18 protein-coding genes are annotated in these 16,149 nt (G+C 63.9%); 9 read left to right on the top strand and 9 right to left on the bottom strand.

From position 1 onward, the window contains the following. Nucleotides 1–92 precede the first annotated feature (92 nt). The 4 genes from BLS13_RS09210 to BLS13_RS09195 are packed head-to-tail and all read left to right on the top strand — an operon-like array spanning nt 93 to nt 3,136. Nucleotides 93–839, top strand: coding sequence for an SDR family oxidoreductase (locus tag BLS13_RS09210; protein ID WP_093451549.1), 747 nt, complete (start codon nt 93–95; stop codon nt 837–839). A gap of 56 nt (nt 840–895) precedes the next feature. After that, entirely contained in the window at nt 896–1,498 is a 603-nt protein-coding gene (locus tag BLS13_RS09205) for a TIGR02466 family protein (RefSeq protein ID WP_093451711.1), read from the top strand. A gap of 41 nt (nt 1,499–1,539) precedes the next feature. Next, on the top strand, nt 1,540–2,460 hold the full coding sequence (locus BLS13_RS09200) for a LysR family transcriptional regulator (RefSeq protein ID WP_093451547.1): 921 nt from the start codon (nt 1,540–1,542) through the stop codon (nt 2,458–2,460). Beyond that, nucleotides 2,453–3,136 carry a GNAT family N-acetyltransferase gene (locus BLS13_RS09195; RefSeq protein WP_093451546.1) on the top strand — a complete coding sequence of 228 codons (684 nt, stop codon included), beginning with the start codon at nt 2,453–2,455 and terminating at the stop codon, nt 3,134–3,136. The genes BLS13_RS09200 and BLS13_RS09195 overlap by 8 nt, the downstream gene beginning before the upstream one ends. A 134-nt stretch (nt 3,137–3,270) precedes the next feature. Here BLS13_RS09195 and BLS13_RS09190 read toward each other — a convergent pair whose 3' ends face one another. Continuing rightward, on the bottom strand, nt 3,271–3,720 hold the full coding sequence (locus tag BLS13_RS09190; protein WP_093451544.1) for a carboxymuconolactone decarboxylase family protein: 450 nt from the start codon (nt 3,718–3,720) through the stop codon (nt 3,271–3,273). 180 nt (nt 3,721–3,900) lie between these two features. On the opposite strand from BLS13_RS09190, the gene BLS13_RS09185 reads away from it, so the two are divergent. The 4 genes from BLS13_RS09185 to BLS13_RS09170 all read left to right on the top strand — a co-directional run bounded on the left by BLS13_RS09185 (nt 3,901) and on the right by BLS13_RS09170 (nt 9,519). Next, nucleotides 3,901–5,337 carry an efflux transporter outer membrane subunit gene (locus BLS13_RS09185; RefSeq protein WP_093451543.1) on the top strand — a complete coding sequence of 479 codons (1,437 nt, stop codon included), beginning with the start codon at nt 3,901–3,903 and terminating at the stop codon, nt 5,335–5,337. 5 nt (nt 5,338–5,342) lie between these two features. Beyond that, on the top strand, nt 5,343–6,581 hold the full coding sequence (locus BLS13_RS09180) for an HlyD/EmrA/EmrK family protein (protein ID WP_093451541.1): 1,239 nt from the start codon (nt 5,343–5,345) through the stop codon (nt 6,579–6,581). Then, nucleotides 6,578–8,128 (top strand): DHA2 family efflux MFS transporter permease subunit, encoded by a 1,551-nt coding sequence (locus tag BLS13_RS09175; RefSeq protein ID WP_093451540.1) that lies wholly within the window; start codon nt 6,578–6,580, stop codon nt 8,126–8,128. Before BLS13_RS09180 ends, BLS13_RS09175 begins: the two co-directional genes overlap by 4 nt. A gap of 158 nt (nt 8,129–8,286) precedes the next feature. Then, on the top strand, nt 8,287–9,519 hold the full coding sequence (locus BLS13_RS09170) for a M24 family metallopeptidase (RefSeq protein WP_093451538.1): 1,233 nt from the start codon (nt 8,287–8,289) through the stop codon (nt 9,517–9,519). A 440-nt stretch (nt 9,520–9,959) separates the two neighbouring features. Here the strand turns inward: BLS13_RS09170 and BLS13_RS09165 are convergent, their stop codons facing one another. The 8 genes from BLS13_RS09165 to BLS13_RS09135 form a co-directional block, all read right to left on the bottom strand. Further along, a complete protein-coding gene (locus BLS13_RS09165; protein WP_093451537.1) occupies nt 9,960–11,126 on the bottom strand; it encodes an acyl-CoA dehydrogenase family protein in 1,167 nt (388 codons plus the stop codon). Continuing rightward, nucleotides 11,123–11,272 (bottom strand): hypothetical protein, encoded by a 150-nt coding sequence (locus BLS13_RS20670; RefSeq protein ID WP_176943513.1) that lies wholly within the window; start codon nt 11,270–11,272, stop codon nt 11,123–11,125. Before BLS13_RS20670 ends, BLS13_RS09165 begins: the two co-directional genes overlap by 4 nt. A gap of 116 nt (nt 11,273–11,388) precedes the next feature. Beyond that, a complete protein-coding gene (locus tag BLS13_RS09160; protein ID WP_093451709.1) occupies nt 11,389–12,030 on the bottom strand; it encodes a peptidylprolyl isomerase in 642 nt (213 codons plus the stop codon). A 5-nt stretch (nt 12,031–12,035) separates the two neighbouring features. Continuing rightward, nucleotides 12,036–12,269 (bottom strand): hypothetical protein, encoded by a 234-nt coding sequence (locus BLS13_RS09155; RefSeq protein WP_093451535.1) that lies wholly within the window; start codon nt 12,267–12,269, stop codon nt 12,036–12,038. 63 nt (nt 12,270–12,332) lie between these two features. Next, nucleotides 12,333–12,614 (bottom strand): hypothetical protein, encoded by a 282-nt coding sequence (locus tag BLS13_RS09150; RefSeq protein ID WP_143011920.1) that lies wholly within the window; start codon nt 12,612–12,614, stop codon nt 12,333–12,335. Nucleotides 12,615–12,727: 113 nt separating this feature from the next. Further along, complete coding sequence (locus BLS13_RS09145) at nt 12,728–13,636, bottom strand: LysR family transcriptional regulator (RefSeq protein WP_093451532.1); 909 nt, start codon at nt 13,634–13,636, stop codon at nt 12,728–12,730. A 113-nt stretch (nt 13,637–13,749) separates the two neighbouring features. After that, nucleotides 13,750–14,655 carry an RNA polymerase sigma factor RpoH gene (gene rpoH / locus BLS13_RS09140; protein WP_037524283.1) on the bottom strand — a complete coding sequence of 302 codons (906 nt, stop codon included), beginning with the start codon at nt 14,653–14,655 and terminating at the stop codon, nt 13,750–13,752. A 70-nt stretch (nt 14,656–14,725) separates the two neighbouring features. Beyond that, on the bottom strand, nt 14,726–15,682 hold the full coding sequence (locus BLS13_RS09135) for an RluA family pseudouridine synthase (RefSeq protein WP_093451530.1): 957 nt from the start codon (nt 15,680–15,682) through the stop codon (nt 14,726–14,728). An 18-nt stretch (nt 15,683–15,700) separates the two neighbouring features. On the opposite strand from BLS13_RS09135, the gene BLS13_RS09130 reads away from it, so the two are divergent. Beyond that, the gene (locus tag BLS13_RS09130; protein WP_093451529.1) at nt 15,701–16,096 is read left to right on the top strand and encodes a M67 family metallopeptidase; all 396 of its coding nucleotides are present in this window, start codon (nt 15,701–15,703) and stop codon (nt 16,094–16,096) included. Nucleotides 16,097–16,149: the final 53 nt, after the last annotated feature.

Below are 16,149 nucleotides of genomic sequence, written 5' to 3'. Positions count from 1 at the left end.
TCTTTAGCCCATCGATCAAGAAATACTGCGGGCGTAGATCCTCTTCATCAGCCGGCGCACAGGGCGCCGGCCTTCGAAAAAGGAATAGTCCGATGCTCCGCCTCGCCAACAAAATCGCCCTCGTCACCGGTGCCACCAGTGGAATCGGCCTCGCCACCGCCCACCGCTTCGTCGAGGAAGGCGCGAAAGTCGTCATCACCGGCACCGACGCGGGCCGCCTCGAAGCCGCAAGCAAGGAACTGGGCGACGTGCTCGCGATCCGCGCCGACGCCGGCGACGTCGCAGACCAGCGCCGGATCGCCGATACGATCCGCGATACGTTCGGCCGCCTCGATGTGCTGTTCGTCAATGCCGGCGTCGCCGATTTCCGGCCGCTCGACGGTTGGGACGAGGCCGGGTTCGACCGCTCGATGGCGGTCAACGTGAAGGGGCCATTGTTCCTCGTGCAGGCTTTGCTGCCGATTCTGTCGAACCCCGCATCGATCATCCTCAACGGATCGGTCAATGCGCATCTCGGCAAGCCCGGTTCGATCGTCTATGCCGCGACCAAGGCAGCGTTGATCTCGTTGGCCCGCACCTTGTCCGGCGAACTGATCGGCCGCGGCATTCGCGCCAATGTCGTCAGCCCCGGCCCGGTGACGACGCCGCTCTACGGCAAGCTGGGCTTCGGCGACAGCGATCTGGCCGGCTTCAAGGATTATCTGATCGGCGTGCTGCCGATTGGCCGGTTCGGCGAAGCGAAGGAGATTGCCGATGCGATTGTCTATTTCGCGTCCGACGAGAGTCGCTTCACGGTGGGCAGCGAACTGGTGGTCGATGGCGGGATGATCAATATCTGAAGGTGAAGAAGCAGCCGGCGCTTGAACAGGGGCGCCGGCCGTGCTTCGGCGTCTTCATGGCTATCAAAACTCTTTTCGTCACCCGTCTCTATCAGGACGCGATCGACGATCCCGCGCTCGTCACCGAACTCGAACGATCCTGCCGCGCGCTGGCGCAGGATGACAAAGCGGGCCGGGCATGGTCGAAGGCGAATGGCTATCCGGGCTATACGTCCTACGCTTCGCTCAACGACCTGCCGATGCGCGACCCGGTGATCGCGGAGCTCAAGCGCATCCTCGATCGCCACGCGCAGCGCTTTGCCACGGAGTCCTTTCTGGACCTTGGCCGCCGCAAGCCGAAGCTCGACAGCCTGTGGGTCAATATCTTGAAGCCGGGTGGCGGCCATTCGGGGCATCTCCATCCGCACAGTATGATATCGGGGACTTTTTATGTCTGCGTGCCGCCGGGGGCCGGGACGCTCAAGCTCGAAGATCCCAGGCTGCCTATGATGATGGCGGCTCCGGGCCGAACCGCCGATGCGCCCGAGGATAGCCGACCCTTCGTCTATGCCGAGCCGGCGACCGGCACGATCCTGCTGTGGGAAAGCTGGTTGCGCCACGAGGTGATGGCCGGCGCGGCGAAAAGCGAGCGGATCAGCATCAGCTTCAATTACAGCTGAGCCTGTGCAACTATCGTCCCTGCACATATCCGGGAGCCGACATGCCGCATATGCCCGATTTCGAGGCGTGGGCGATTTTCGCGAAGGTGGTCGACAGGGGCTCGTTCGCGCAGGCCGCCGAAGATCTCGGCATTGCCAAGACGACGGTTTCGAAGGCCGTGACGCGGCTCGAGGAGCGGCTTCGCACGACGCTGCTGCACCGCACGACCCGCAAATTATCGCTCACCGAGAGCGGGCGGCTCGCGCTCGATCGGGCGCGGCGGATCCTGGCGGACGGCGCGACGATAGAAGCGGACATTCTCGATGAGGCGGCGGTGCCGCGCGGGCTTATCCGGCTGGCGGTGACGACGGCGTTCGGCGTCGTCGTGCTGTCGCCGATCCTGCCGGCCTTCCTGAAAGCATATCCGGATATACAGATAGATCTGTGCCTGATCGACAATCCGGTCGACGTCGTGATGGACGGGTTCGATTTCGTCCTGCAGATCGGTGCGGCCAGCGATTCCTCGCTGCGTATCAGCCGGCTATTGTCGTTCCGCCGGATATTGGTCGCATCGCCCGATTTTATCGCGATCCACGGATTGCCCGAGCATCCGCGCGATCTCGAACATATGCCGGCGGTGGTGCCGACCCATGTCGCGTGGGGCAGCCAGTGGAAGCTCGATCGGGCCGGCGAAAGCTGCACGATCCAGGTGCAAGGGGCGCTCAGGATCAATAATGCCAGCGCGATGGTGCCAGCTTTGGTAGCCGGGTTGGGCATGACGCTGATGCCCGAATATTTCGTGTGGCAGGAGGTGGCCGACGGCCGGCTGGTCGAATTGCTGCCCGATTGGAGCGCGCTGCCCGGCCCGCTTTATGTCGTGTCGCCACCGGGGCGGGCGCGGCCGGCACGGGTGCGGGTGCTGCTTGATTTCCTGCGGCAGCATTTTGCGGCGCATGCTTCGGGCTATGCGATCAATGGCTGAGCATCGGCTCGACCGGCCGGTGTGGAGCGCGCTGACCTCGCGACAATCCTGTCTGGCACAGGGCGACGGGCGGGCGCTGCGCTTCGTGGCCGATCATGGGGTGTTCGCGGCGAGCGCGGATGCGACACCGGAGAGTCTGGCCGCGCTGACGGCGTTGATTCCGGCGGATGGCGTCGTCTGGACGGTCGAGGGGGGCGAAATGCCGCAGCCTCCGGAGACGATTTTGCTCAAGGCAGCCTTATGTTGCCAGATGGTCTGCCCGACATTGCGCGGCGGCGAGCCGCCGGGATTTGCGGTCGAGGAACTGGGCGATGGGGACGCAGCCGAGATGCTCGCGCTGGCGACGCTGACCGAACCGGGCCCCTTTTTCGCGCGGACTCACCGCCTGGGCGGTTTCGTCGGCGTGAAGCAGGACGGGCGGCTCGTGGCGATGGCGGGCGAGCGGATGAAACCGGAGGGGTTTACCGAGGTGAGCGGGGTCTGCACGCATCCCGATTTTCGGGGACAGGGCTATGCGGCCGGGCTGATGCGAATTGTGATCGAGCGGATATTGGAGCGGGGCGAGATGCCGTTTCTGCATGTCTATGCGACGAATGCCGGGGCGATTGCACTGTACGAGACGCTGGGCTTTGCCGCGCGGACGACGGTTGGGGTGCGGGTGCTGGGGCGGATATGAATTCCTCCCCGGAACGGGGAGGGGGACCGCCCGCGTAGCGGGTGGTGGAGGGGCATGCGGAACCGTTCGTAGACCCCTCCGTCAGCGCTTTGCGCTGCCACCTCCCCGAGCCAAGCTCGGGGAGGAATTCAGAATTACGCCGCCGCCGCTGGTGTTGCGCGAAACGCGATCGCGAGGCGGTTGTAGCTGTTCATCAGGCCGATCGCGATCGTCAGGTCGGTGAGGGCCTTGTCGTTGAATATGGCGGACGCCGCCTGATAATCGGCGCCAGGGATGCCGGTCGAGGCCACCAAAGTCACCGTTTCGGCCCAGGCGAGTGCCGCGCGTTCGGTCGGGTCGAACAGTTCGCCGGCCTCGCGCCAGACGGGGACGAGCACCAGCCGGGATATGTCCATGCCGCGTTTGATCAAGTCGCGGCTGTGCATGTCGATGCAATAGGCGCAGCCATTGACCTGCGACACGCGCAGGAAGACGAGATCGATCAGCTGCGGATCGAGGCCGGACTGCATGACATAGCCATAAAGTTGGCCAAGCGCCTTCATGCCCGCCGGGCTGGAGACGTTATGATCAAGGCGTTTTGCCATTGGAGAGCTCCATAAAAGGGATCGGTAGCCGCCCGTCCGGCGGCGTCGAACAGCCGATTACGCCATAATCGCCGCTCCGATTAGGCCCGGATCGGCATCAGTCAGATGCCGTATTGGGTATTAATGTAACAGATCGGTACGCCCTATTAGGTTGTCATGCCAAAGACAGGGAAGAATGAAATGATCAAGTCCAGCTTCACGGTCGCAGTGATGGCGAGCCTGCTCGCCGGATGCGCCGCCGTTCCGCACGACAAACCCGCTTTCATGCCGCTCGCAGCGCCCACGATGGGGCTGGAGGGGCCGTCGGCATCGGTGGCATCCGACTGGTGGACCGAGATGAACGACCCGCAGCTCGATCGGATCATGGCCGACGCGCTGGCCGGTAATCCGTCGCTCGATGCGGCGATCGCCCGGCTGCGGGTAGCGACCGCGACGATCGATGCCGATCGCGCCGGATTGCAGCCGCAGATCGGCGCCGACGTCCAGGAGACAAGGACGCGGCTCAGTGAAAAATATATCATTCCGCCGCCTTATGGAGGGTCCACCCAATGGGTCGGTACGGCGCAGGCCAATCTGTCCTGGTCGCTCGACCTTGCCGGCAAGCAGAAGGCGTTGGTGGCCCAAGCGCGTGCCAATGCCGATGCCGCCGGCCTTGATGTCGCCGCCGCGCGGATCGCCTTGTCGAGCGCGGTCGCCTCCACCTATGTCAATCTGGCGCGGGCCGAGGCGCAGGCGAAGATCGCGGCCGATTTTGTCGCGTCGCGGCAGGAACAGCTCGGCATTGCCCACAGCCGGGTCCGCAACCAGCTTGCCAGCGATTTCGATCTGCGCGCGTCTGAAACGCTGCTCGCCGAGGCGCAGCAGGCAAAGGTGCGCGCGGATGGCGACCGGCTGCTGATGATCCACGCGCTGGCCGCGCTCGCCGGACGTGGCGCCGATTATTATGCGACGATCACGCCGGTCGCGCTGGCTTATGACCGGGCGCTGCCGCTGCCGGCGAAACTGCCCGCGGATCTGCTCGGCCGCCGCCCCGATATCCTCGCCGCCCGCGCGCGGATCGAAGGAGCCGAAGCGGGCCGCAAGATGGCCAAGGCCGAATTCTACCCCGACATCGACATCAAGGCGTTCGTCGGATCGTCGGCGCTCGGGCTCGGCGCGCTGTTTACCGGCGGGGCGCTGACCTATGGCGCCGGGCCGGCGTTGCATTTGCCGATCTTCGAGGGCGGCAGGCTCAAGGCGGATTATAAGGGCGCGGTCGCCGGCATCGACGTCGCGATTGCCGATTATAATGCGAAGGTCGTCCAGGCGGTGCGCGAAGCCGCCGATGCGCTGTCGGCGGTGCATACCAATGCCGCCGATGCCGCGCAACAGCGCCAGATCGTTGCGGGGCTCGGCGAGACCGTCCGGCTCGACGAGGTCCGGATCCGTACCGGGCTGGGCGCGCGGCTCGATGTGCTCGACGCCGGCGATCGGCTGCTCGCTGCCAAGCAGCACCAGGCCGATATCGAAGCCGACGGCGCCGTCCGCCGCATCCAGTTGCTGACCGCGATGGGCGGCGGCTTCACCCCCCTTTCCCATATCACTGCGTCGGTCGATGCCGTCGCCCACCAGAGGTAACAGCCATGCTCACCGAAAATCAGGATCCCGTCTCCGAAGATCGTTCGGAGGACATCCTTGCCAGCACGCCGGCCGCCGCGCCGGGAGAGGTCGCAGAACCGGAAGGCGCGCCCCGCGCTCGCAAGCGCGGGTTGTTCCTGCTCGGCGGAGCGCTGCTGATCGCCGCGGCGGGCTATGGCGGCTATGCCGAATTCCTGGCGCCCGCCGTCCAGACCACCGACGACGCCTATGTCGCCGGCGACGTCGTCGCGATAACCAGCCGCGAGGCTGGGACGATCCTTTCGCTTCACGCCGATAATACCGAAAGCGTGAAGCGCGGTCAGCCTTTGCTCGAACTCGATCCCGCCACCGCGGACGCCGCGATGGCATCGGCCGAGGCCGATCTGGCGCGGGCGGTGCGCGGAGTCCGCGCCAATTTCGCGAAGGTCGACGAGAGTCGCGCCGAGATCGTGCAGGCGCAGGCCGATCTCGCCAAGGCACGCAACGATCTGACCCGCCGCCAGGGTGCGGCCAAGGAAGGCGCGGTTTCGGGCGAGGAGGTGTCGCACGCCGCCGATGCGGTGCGCACCGCGCAGGCCGCGCTCGATCTCGCGCGCAGCCGGCAGGCACAGAGCCAGTCGACCGTGCAGGGCACCAATGTCGAAAATAATCCTGACGTGCTGGCGGCGATTGCCGGGGTGCGCCGCGCGGCGATCGTCCAGGGGCATATGCGCCTGACCGCGCCCGTTGATGGTGTGATTGCGCAGCGGACCGTCCAGCTCGGTCAGCAGGTGACGCCGGGCACGCCGCTGATGGCGGTGGTGCCGCTCGATCGCGTGTGGATCGACGCCAATTTCCGCGAGACACAGCTCGCCGATATCCGCGTCGGCCAGCCGGTGACGATCAGGAGCGATGCTTATGGCAGTGGCGTGACCTTCCATGGTCATGTCCTCGGGCTTGGCGCGGGCAGCGGCAGCGCGTTCGCCTTGCTGCCGCCGCAGAACGCATCGGGCAACTGGATCAAGATCGTCCAGCGCGTGCCGGTCCGGATTGGTGTCGATCCGACGGAGTTGAACAGCAATCCGCTGCGCATCGGCATGTCGGTGACGGTGAAGGTCGATACCAGCAAGCATGATGGGGCACCTGTCGCGCGCGCCGCAACCGGCACGCTCGACGCCCAGGCGAGCCAGAATGGCGGGCCGAACGTCGACAGCCTGATCAACCGCATCATTGCCGCCAATCGCGGCGGCGCGAGCGCACGGTGAGCGCGGCCGCGGGGGAGGGGCAGCCGGCCCCGCTTGCCGGTGTCGTGCTCGGCGCGGTGGCGCTCGCACTCGCGCTCGGCACCTTCATGCAGGTGCTCGACACCACGATCGCCAACGTCTCGCTGACGACGATCGCCGGCAATCTGGGCGTGAGTTCGGATAGCAGCACCTGGGTGATCACCGCCTTTGCGGTCGCCAACGGGATCTCGGTGCCGCTGACCGGCTGGCTGATGGGCCGGTTCGGCGTGGTCCGGACGTTCGTGGTTTCGGTGATCCTGTTCACGATCGCATCGCTGATGTGCGGCATCGCGTGGAGTCTGCCGTCGCTGATCGGCTTCCGTATCCTGCAGGGCGCGGTATCGGGGCCGATGATCCCCGGCAGCCAGGCCTTGCTGATCGCGATCTTCCCGTCGCACAAGCGCGCGACGGCGCTCGGCATCTGGTCGATGACGACGATGGTCGGGCCGGTCGCCGGGCCGATCCTCGGCGGCTATATTTCGGATAATTTCCACTGGGGCTGGATCTTCCTGATCAACGTGCCGGTGGGGCTGGCCGCCGCGTTCGTGAGCTGGCGCTTCCTGAAAAGCCGCGAGACACCGACGCGCAAAATCGCGATCGACACGGTCGGTCTCGCGCTGCTCGCCTTTTGGGTGGGATCGCTGCAGGTCGTGCTCGATCTCGGCAAGAATGCCGACTGGTTCCACTCGACGATGATCGTGGTGATGGCCTTGTGCGCGGCAGTCGGCTTTGTCGCATGGCTGATCTGGGAACTGACCGAAAAAAGACCGATCGTCGATCTCAGCCTGTTCAGAAGCCGCAATTTCGCCTTCGGGACGGCGGCGCTGGCGCTGGGTTATGCGCTGTTCTTCGGCAATTCGCTGCTGCTGCCTCTGTGGCTTCAGCAACAACTCGGCTATACCGCGACCTGGGCCGGGCTGGTGTCGGCGCCGAGCGGGATCGTCGCGGTTATCGCGACGCCGTTCCTCGCGCGCTTTTCGGGCAAGATCGATCCTCGGTGGCTGGCAACGGCGTCGTTCAGCCTGTTTGGCCTGTCCTACTTCATGCGTTCGGGCTACACGACCTATGCCGATTACTGGCACCTGATGGCGCCGATGGCGGTGCAGGGGCTGGCGATGAGCATCTTCTTCATGGCGCTGCTCAACATCTCGCTCGATGGCATTCCGGCCGAACGGCTGCCTTCAGCGGCGGGCCTCCAGAATTTCGTGCGGATCACCGCGGGTAGCTTCGCGGCGTCTCTGGTCACCACCATCTGGGATCGCCGCGAGGCGCTGCACCAGAGCCGGTTGGCCGAGAGCAGTTCGTCGTTCGCGACACCTTATGCAAATTCGATTTCGCAACTTCGCGAATTTGGTGCGACCGATCATCAGGCGGCGGGCATGATCTCGCGGCAGATGGTGGGCCAGGCCTATCTGCTGGGGGCGATCGACATCTTCTGGATCTGTGGCTGGATCGCGTTCGGGCTGATCCTGTTCGTGTGGATGGCACGGCGGCCGAAGGCGCTGGCGGGACCGGTGGCGGCGGATTGAGGCGCCCTCCTGAAGCCCTCTCCCGCTTGCGGGAGAGGGTTGGGTGAGGGTCTTCTTTCTTCTTACCTTCTCGGTATCGCACTGTAGAAGAAGAAAGAAGAAGACCCTCACCCAGCCTCTCCCGCAAGCGGGAGAGGGGCTTGAACAAGGGATGTGCGATGAACCGACGGACCTTTCTCGCCAGTAGTGCGGCCGGCCTCGCTCTTGCTGCGACCCGGCCCGCATGGAGCGCTGGCGGGCTGACCTCGATGACCACCGGCATCGTCCCGATCACCCCGGCCGAACGGCTCGCGCGGATCGCGAAGGTGCAGGGGCTGATGCGGGCGCAGGGATTGACTGCGCTGCTGATCGAGCCCGGCGCGTCGCTGGCTTACTTCACCGGTATCCAATGGCATCGCAGCGAGCGGCTGACCGCGGCGATTATCCCGGCCGAGGGCCGGATCGGTGTGGTGACGCCGTTCTTCGAGGAGCCCTCGGTGCGCGAGACGCTGAACGTATCGGCCGAGGTGCGGACCTGGCAGGAGGATGAGGATCCGCTGGCTTTGGTCGCGGGCTGGCTTACCGATCATAAGGCGGGCGCCATCGTCGCGATCGAGGAGACGTTGCGTTATTTCGCGGTCGACGGGCTGGCCAGGGCGTTGCCGCACGCCGCGATACGATCGGGCGCGGCGGTGGTGCGGGCGTGCCGGATGGTGAAATCCCCCGCCGAGATCGCGCTGATGCAGGCGGCGACCGACGTCACCATCGCCGCCTATCGTTATACCGCGCCGAAGATCGAACGTGGCATGACCTCCGCCGATATCGCGACGATCATGAACAAGGCGACGTCGGCCTTGGGCGGCGATCCCGAATTCGAACTGATCCTGCTCGGCGAGGCGAGCGCCTATCCGCACGGATCGCATCAGCCGCAGATCGTGCGCGAGGGCGCGGTGGTGTTGATGGATTGCGGCTGCACGGTGCAGGGCTATCAATCCGACGTGTCGCGGACATTCGTGTTCGGAGGGGCCGACAAGCATCAGCGCACCGTCTGGGATCAGGTCCATCGCGGCCAGCAGATCGCGTTCGAAGCCGCGCGGATCGGCGCGCCGGCGGGGGCGGTCGACGATGCGGTCCGGCTTTATTATGAGAGCCTGGGCTATGGGCCGCGCTACAAGTTGCCAGGACTATCGCACCGCACGGGGCATGGCATCGGCCTCGACGGCCATGAACCGGTTAATCTGGTGCATGGCGAAGCGATGAAGCTGAGCCCGGGCATGTGCTTCTCGGATGAGCCGGGCATCTATATTCCCGGCGCGTTCGGCGTTCGGCTGGAGGATTGCTTCCACATGACCGAGTCCGGCCCGCGTTGGTTTTCTTCGCCGCCACCGTCGATCGACCGAGCGTTCGATTGACGGGCGGCATCACCATTTCGATGTCGCGTTGCAAGAAAGGGCGCGCCTCTTCACCGTAACGCTCGACGGCGCGGTCGAGTGCAAGGCGAAACGATCAAAATTCGATCGTGAGGGGGGATTACGTACAGGCAGCACGAAACAATAGTGGTAAACACTCGCCATCGTCGGGCGCGTATCAGGTATTCCGACGGCTGAGAGACTCATTGCGCTCCCACTGTTCAGGGAACGTCCGATGATCGAAATCCATGATACTGAGTATTTCGCGCGCCGCGAGATTTGCGAACGATCGGCCGCTAATCTTGCGACAAACATGGTCGCGCGGAAAATCCACCTCGACCTTGCCGACCGATATGCCGAGAAGGCTGCGCGTTCCGTGGCGCATTCGACATGGCATGCGGGTTGAGCGCAGAGGCGCACAAGCCGCATGCCCTTTCGGGGGATCAGCCTCGCGGCAGGCCCAGTCCGCGTTCGGCGATCAGGTTGCGCTGGATCTCGTTGGAGCCGCCTGAAATGGTCATGCCGAAGGTATCGAGATACTCGTACATCGGTGCACGCCAAGTGCCGGGTGCGGGGAACTGGCTGGCCAGCCCCTGAGCCCGGACCCGGAAGGCGCCGAGGCGGTTGTTCAGCGATGTACGCGCCATTTTCACCAGCGACGGCGTCATGGAATAAGCGGTTCCCCCGTGCGGTTCGCGCAAGAGCGCGCGGATCTGCTGGCGCACCGACTGCATTTCGGAAAACAGCGTGATGAACTCGCGCCGCATCTCGGCATCGTCGAGCCATGCGGCATTTTCGGCGCGGGCCTGATTGTACACGTCGACCAGGAACATCATGTCGCGCTCGGCGCCATCGAAGCTCAAAACACCGCGCTCCGAGGTCAGCGTCGACTGCGACACCATCCAGCCGTTATTTTCCGCACCGATCAGATTTTCGACCGGAATGCGCACGTCGGTCATGAAAATCTCGCCGAAGTTCGAGCCGCCATTCGACTTGCGGATCGGCCGTACCTCGACGCCCGGCGCGTTCATGTCCATGATCAGGTAGCTGATGCCCTGATGCTTCTTCGCCGTCGGATCGGTCCGCACCAGCAGCAGGCACTGGCTCGCATACATCGAATTGGTCGACCAGATCTTCTGCCCGTTGACGATATAATGATCGCCGTCGCGGACGGCACGCGTCTTGAGACTCGCCAGATCGGATCCTGCGCCGGGCTCGGAGAAGCCCTGGCACCAAAGTTCTCCTTCCGCCACCGCAGGCAGATACCGCTTCTTCTGGGCTTCGGTTCCATGCGGAATCAGCGTTCCCGGCACGTGATTGAGGCTGATAACGAACATGTCGCTCCCCGGCGAGCGCGCGCGCGCAAACTCGTCGGCGATGATGATCTGGTGCGCCAGGCCCAGACCCGCTCCGCCATATTCTACCGGCCAGTGCGGAATGGCCAGGCCGACCTTGTGGAGCTCGGCCATCCACCAGCGCTGGATTTCGACCAGTTCGGGGCCTTTGGAACGGTGCCATTCATGTGCGCGCTCTATTGGCGCCGCTTCGCGCACCCAATTCCGCACCGCCTCGCGAAAGGCTTTCAGATCGTCCTTGTGTTCAAGAATCACGCGTCGATCTCCGTTGTCGTGCGGCCATGAAAATGTGGTCCGAAGCGTTCATTCGCGCCACGATTGTAGCTGCTATCGTTGGTGTTCGTCAGCGCCGCAATACCCATGCAGGTATTCGGCTTAAACATCGGGATGCCGTTAACCATCTGTGGATGCAAATGTCTTTTTGCCTGCCTAGGCATGGGAATAGGCCGAAAGCCGGATGCTGACCGCATTCCTCCGGTTGTAAACTTCACCTGAAAAACCGCGGGTGGGGCGATCGCTATTTTACGCGTCTGGCGGCGATAATCTTTACCGGTGCCGCCAGCATTTGCCCTTTCATGGCTCCGACTCCTTCGGTGGCCGAGACCGGCGCCGCGAGAATCTTGCGGACAACGTCCATGCCCTCGACGACATGGCCGAAGGCGGCATAGCCCGCGCCCTCTGCGCCGGGCTTGGCGGGATCGGCATCCATATAGGCCATCGCACCGATGGTGATGAAGAAATCCCCGGTCGCGCTGCCGGGCGCGTTGCGCGCCATCGAGATCGTGCCATCGCTGTGCAGCACGCCTGTCTTGCTAGTGGGTTCATGCGCGATCGGGGGGAACATCTTCTTCGGATCGAAGTGGACGCCGCCCTGTATCAGCCCGAAATCAGGCGCGCCTGGCACCTTGACCGCGCGATAGAAGCTCATTCCATCGAACCGCTTCAGATCAAGATAATGGAGGAAGTTCGCGGTCGTGATCGGCGCGCGATCCTTTTCCAGATCGAGAACGATCATGCCTTCGCTGGTCTGCAGGCTGATACGAACGAGCGCCGGCTGCGGAGCGACGGCGGGCGATGGGGACGCGACCGGCTGCGAAAAAGCGGGGCCGGCAAGCAATATGGCTAGCGTCATGCCGGCAAGCAAAGCGGAACGCCGCATGATGATCAGCAAACATCCTCTTCGGCAACGACCGGACGGCTTTCGCGGGTCGCACGCATCCGGCTGGTCAGATCTTCGGGATTCGAGGTCAGCACGACATGATCGTCATGCACTTCGAGCAGAATACCCATGAACGGAAAGCCGGTGAGCGAACCGGTTACCCGATAGCTCACCGAATCGCCGACCTTGAAGGTCTCCGGGTCAAAATTGAACTCGATCGGGCAAGTTTCGGGGTTCATCGGGCAATCCTCCTGCCACCTATGTAGGTGGCGGGCGGGGCCGGAATCAAGCCCGGTCGCGGATTAGTGCCGTCCGTCGCTGACCACGGCCCAGCCGGCGGCCACGGCCAGGAACACCAGATCCGCCGCGATCAGGCCGATCGCCAGCGATTCCATCGCCTCGGTTACTTCATAGCCGATCATGAACAGCGCGAGCGCGCCGATCGCGATGCTAGTGAACAAGCTTGCATAGCCATTGCTGGCGGGGGCCACCGGGGCGGCAGTTCGGGCCGCGGCGGTAGCCGCACGGGCCGGGACGCTGACTGGTGCCATCGACGGAACATGATCGAATTGCTGGAACGCCATGACCTTCACTCCTCTGCTGGGAGGTCGGCGCGGGTTGGATTGCGTCAGCCTCTGATGCTGTAATGCGTCAGGGCGGGTCGATCAGGTAGCTGAATAATATCGATCTAACTATTCTATATTTCTGTATAGTTGGCTTGCGCGGCGAAATGCGCGAGAAGCCAGGTCGCGGCCGGTCCGGGCGGGCTGTCGCTGCGATAGATGCCGTCGAACGCATATACCGCCACCGCCTGATCGGGCACGTCTAGCATGACAAGCCGGCCGGACGCGAGATCGTCCGCCACCATCGGCTTGGGCATATTGCCCCATCCGATCCCGTCGCGGAGCAGCGCATGCTTCACGCTGAGATCGGCGAGCCGCCACGTGCGCGGGCTCAACACCCTGAAATCGCGGCCCGCCGTTAGCGGCGATCGATCGGTGAGCACGAGCTGGAGATGATCGCGGGCCACGCCGGGCGTAATCGGGTGCAGACGGGCGAGCGGATGATCGGGCGCCGCCACCGGCACCATCGTGACGCGGCCCAGCGCGATCCGTTCGAGCCCCGCAACCTCGGCCGCGAGCGGCCCGGCCACGCCGACCGCCGCGCGCCCCTCGAGCACCATCCACGGCACGCCGCCGATTGCTTCGGCATGCAGCCGCAAGGTTACCGTGGGAAAAGCGGCCTGGAATGCTTTCAGCGCGCCCGAAAGCCGCGAGGAGGGCAACATGACGTCGACGGCCAGATGCACTTCGGCTTCCAGCCCCTGAAGCAGCCCCTTTACCTTGGAGCGCAGCCCGTCGATGCCGTGCGACACCGCGCGTGCCTCCGCCAGTACCGCTTGACCCGCGACGCTGAGCCGTGGCTTGCGGGTCGCCTGCCGATCGAAGAGCTGGACGCCGAGTTGCGCTTCGAGATTGGCGATCCCGTAGCTGATGACGGAGGTCGCGCGGTTCAGCCGGCGGCCGGCGGCGGCGAAACTGCCGGTTTCGACGATCGCCAAGAATACGCGCAATTGATCGAAGGTCGGCGTGCCGGGATCGGACATTGCAGCTGGCTCGAACAGTTGGAGGGAAGGCTGTTCAGATTAGCTGTTCGTACGCAGACGGCAACGCGGCATAAAAATTCCCCCCCGAGACGAACTCGGGGAGGAATTCCTGTTTACATCGCGGGGAGCAGGCGCTTTTCGCCGGCGATCCGCATCATCGCCTTTTGCAATTTATCGAACGCGCGGACCTCGATCTGGCGGACGCGCTCGCGGCTCACGCCATAGACCTGGCTGAGTTCCTCGAGCGTCTTGGGTTCGTCGACCAGCCGGCGCTCGACCAGAATATGCTTTTCGCGATCGTTGAGCGCGTTCATCGCCTCTTCGAGCATATTGTGGCGAACGCTGCGCTCCTCGATATCGGCGATCCGTTCGTCCTGCAGCGGATCGGTGTCGACCAGCCAATCCTGCCACTGGCCCTCGCCATCCTCGCGGACGGCGACGTTGAGCGACGTATCGCCGCCCATCGACATGCGGCGGTTCATGCTGGTCACCTCGGCCTCGGTGACGCCGAGGTCGGTCGCGATCTTGTGAAGATCCTCTGGGCGCAGATCGCCGTCCTCGAACGCATCGAGCTTCGACTTCATCCGTCGCAGATTGAAGAACAATTTCTTCTGGGCCGCGGTGGTGCCCATCTTAACCAGGCTCCATGACCGCAGGATATATTCCTGGATCGAAGCCTTGATCCACCACATCGCATAGGTTGCGAGACGGAATCCGCGATCGGGCTCGAACTTCTTCACGCCCTGCATCAGCCCGATATTTCCTTCGGAAATCAGCTCGTTGGTCGGCAGGCCATAGCCACGATAGCCCATCGCGATCTTGGCGACGAGCCGAAGGTGCGAGGTTACCAGCCGGGCGGCGGCTTCGGGATCGCCATGTTCGTGGAAGCGCTTCGCCAGCATATATTCTTCCTCTGCGGTGAGCAGAGGAAATTTACGGATCTCGGCGAGGTAACGGTTCAGACCCTGCTCGCTGCCGAGCGCGGGGATCGTCGCGGGGACGTTCTTTCCGTTGGCCATGATCATCATACTCCCTGCGGTAAAAACCTATGAACGAGTCGGATGCTTCCAACCCTGTCATTCGTTGCATTTATATCACAAGCTCGCTGAACAATCGCTGCATATCGGGTGGAATTTCGCTACTGAAGTGTAAAGCCTTGCTTGTGATCGGGTGAATGAAACCCAGTTCCGCCGCGTGCAATGCCTGCCGTTCGAATGACAAACGGTTAAGCACTTCGCGATGTTCCGATTTTGGCCGGCCATAAACGGGATCGCCGATCAGGGCATGGCCAAGCGATGCCATATGCACCCGCACCTGATGCGTGCGCCCCGTTTCCAGGGCGCATTCGACCAGCGCCGCGCCGGAGAGCTTCTGAATCGTGCGGTAATGGGTGACGGCGCGTTTCCCGCGGCCATCGCTGACAATCGCGATCTTCTTCCGATTGGTCGACGACCGCGCCAGCGGCGCATCGACAGAGCCCGCGGCCGGATTGGGCCACCCGTTCACGATCGCCCGATAGCGTCGGTCGATATCGTGCCGGGCAAATAAGGCGGCCAGCCCGACATGCGCAGGATCGGTTTTCGCGGCAACCATCAGCCCCGAAGTGTCCTTGTCGATGCGGTGGACGATGCCCGGCCGCTCGACACCACCGATACCCGAAAGGCTGCCGCGGCAATGGTGAAGCAGGGCATTTACGAGGGTCCCATCGTAATTGCCGGCGGCAGGATGCACGACGAGCCCTGCGGGCTTGTCGATCACGATCAGATGCTCGTCCTCATAAGCGACGATGAGCGGAATATCCTGCGCTTCGTTATGAGCGGGGGTCGGATCGGGGACGATGACGTCGAACGCTGCGCCGCCACTCACCTTCTGCGCCGGATCGCGGGCGAGCTGGCCGTTTCCGCCGCTCACCTGACCGGATGAAATCAACGCCTTCAGCCGCTCGCGTGACAGGGTCGGCAGCGCGACCGCCAACGCGCGATCGAGCCGCCAGCCCAGCGCTTCGGCCGGAACGATTGCCCGCAATGTCGACTTACCCCCGGTCATCAGGCAAAGGATGTGGCAATGGAATTGGCGATATCAAGAGCGCTGCTCGACGAAATCCGGGCCCATGCCGCCGAAGAGCCCGATCGCGAGGTTTGCGGGCTACTGCTGGGGCATGGAGCGCAGGTCTCGCAGATTTGCCGGTGCCGCAATGTCGCCGCGGAGCCAGCGTGTAGATTCGAAATCGATCCCGCCGCACTCATCGCAGCCTATCGCGCGGCCCGATCGGGGGCTGCAGGCCCGATCGGGCATTATCACTCGCACCCAAATGGGCGGGCTATGCCATCGGCCTGCGATGCGGAAATGGCCGATCCGGGCAGCTTCTGGCTGATCGTCGCCGGCCGGGAGATACGCTGCTGGTGGTCGATTGACGGCGGCGAAGTCGAAAATATGTTCGCACCTGTAAGCATTCGTTAACCATTTCGGCGCGAGGAGGGCCGGATGCGCGGCGCGGCCGGGGTTGCGCAAGC

The organism is Sphingomonas sp. YR710 (genome assembly GCF_900101455.1).
Lineage (GTDB): Bacteria > Pseudomonadota > Alphaproteobacteria > Sphingomonadales > Sphingomonadaceae > Rhizorhabdus.
The sequence above is the reverse complement of the archived record's forward strand: the minus strand, read 5'-3'. Positions and strand labels throughout refer to the sequence as shown.

Bases quoted from the DNA above. Each gene is read 5' to 3' on its own strand.
- BLS13_RS09210 (WP_093451549.1), top strand. From the start codon at position 93: ATGCTCCGCCTCGCCAACAAAATCGCCCTCGTCACCGGTGCCACCAGT.
- BLS13_RS09205 (WP_093451711.1), top strand. From the start codon at position 896: ATGGCTATCAAAACTCTTTTCGTCACCCGTCTCTATCAGGACGCGATC.
- BLS13_RS09200 (WP_093451547.1), top strand. From the start codon at position 1,540: ATGCCGCATATGCCCGATTTCGAGGCGTGGGCGATTTTCGCGAAGGTG.
- BLS13_RS09195 (WP_093451546.1), top strand. From the start codon at position 2,453: ATGGCTGAGCATCGGCTCGACCGGCCGGTGTGGAGCGCGCTGACCTCG.
- BLS13_RS09190 (WP_093451544.1), bottom strand. From the start codon at position 3,720: ATGGCAAAACGCCTTGATCATAACGTCTCCAGCCCGGCGGGCATGAAG.
- BLS13_RS09185 (WP_093451543.1), top strand. From the start codon at position 3,901: ATGATCAAGTCCAGCTTCACGGTCGCAGTGATGGCGAGCCTGCTCGCC.
- BLS13_RS09180 (WP_093451541.1), top strand. From the start codon at position 5,343: ATGCTCACCGAAAATCAGGATCCCGTCTCCGAAGATCGTTCGGAGGAC.
- BLS13_RS09170 (WP_093451538.1), top strand. From the start codon at position 8,287: ATGAACCGACGGACCTTTCTCGCCAGTAGTGCGGCCGGCCTCGCTCTT.
- BLS13_RS20670 (WP_176943513.1), bottom strand. From the start codon at position 11,272: ATGGTTAACGGCATCCCGATGTTTAAGCCGAATACCTGCATGGGTATT.
- BLS13_RS09160 (WP_093451709.1), bottom strand. From the start codon at position 12,030: ATGCGGCGTTCCGCTTTGCTTGCCGGCATGACGCTAGCCATATTGCTT.
- BLS13_RS09155 (WP_093451535.1), bottom strand. From the start codon at position 12,269: ATGAACCCCGAAACTTGCCCGATCGAGTTCAATTTTGACCCGGAGACC.
- BLS13_RS09150 (WP_143011920.1), bottom strand. From the start codon at position 12,614: ATGGCGTTCCAGCAATTCGATCATGTTCCGTCGATGGCACCAGTCAGC.
- BLS13_RS09145 (WP_093451532.1), bottom strand. From the start codon at position 13,636: ATGTCCGATCCCGGCACGCCGACCTTCGATCAATTGCGCGTATTCTTG.
- rpoH (WP_037524283.1), bottom strand. From the start codon at position 14,655: ATGGCCAACGGAAAGAACGTCCCCGCGACGATCCCCGCGCTCGGCAGC.
- BLS13_RS09135 (WP_093451530.1), bottom strand. From the start codon at position 15,682: ATGACCGGGGGTAAGTCGACATTGCGGGCAATCGTTCCGGCCGAAGCG.
- BLS13_RS09130 (WP_093451529.1), top strand. From the start codon at position 15,701: ATGGAATTGGCGATATCAAGAGCGCTGCTCGACGAAATCCGGGCCCAT.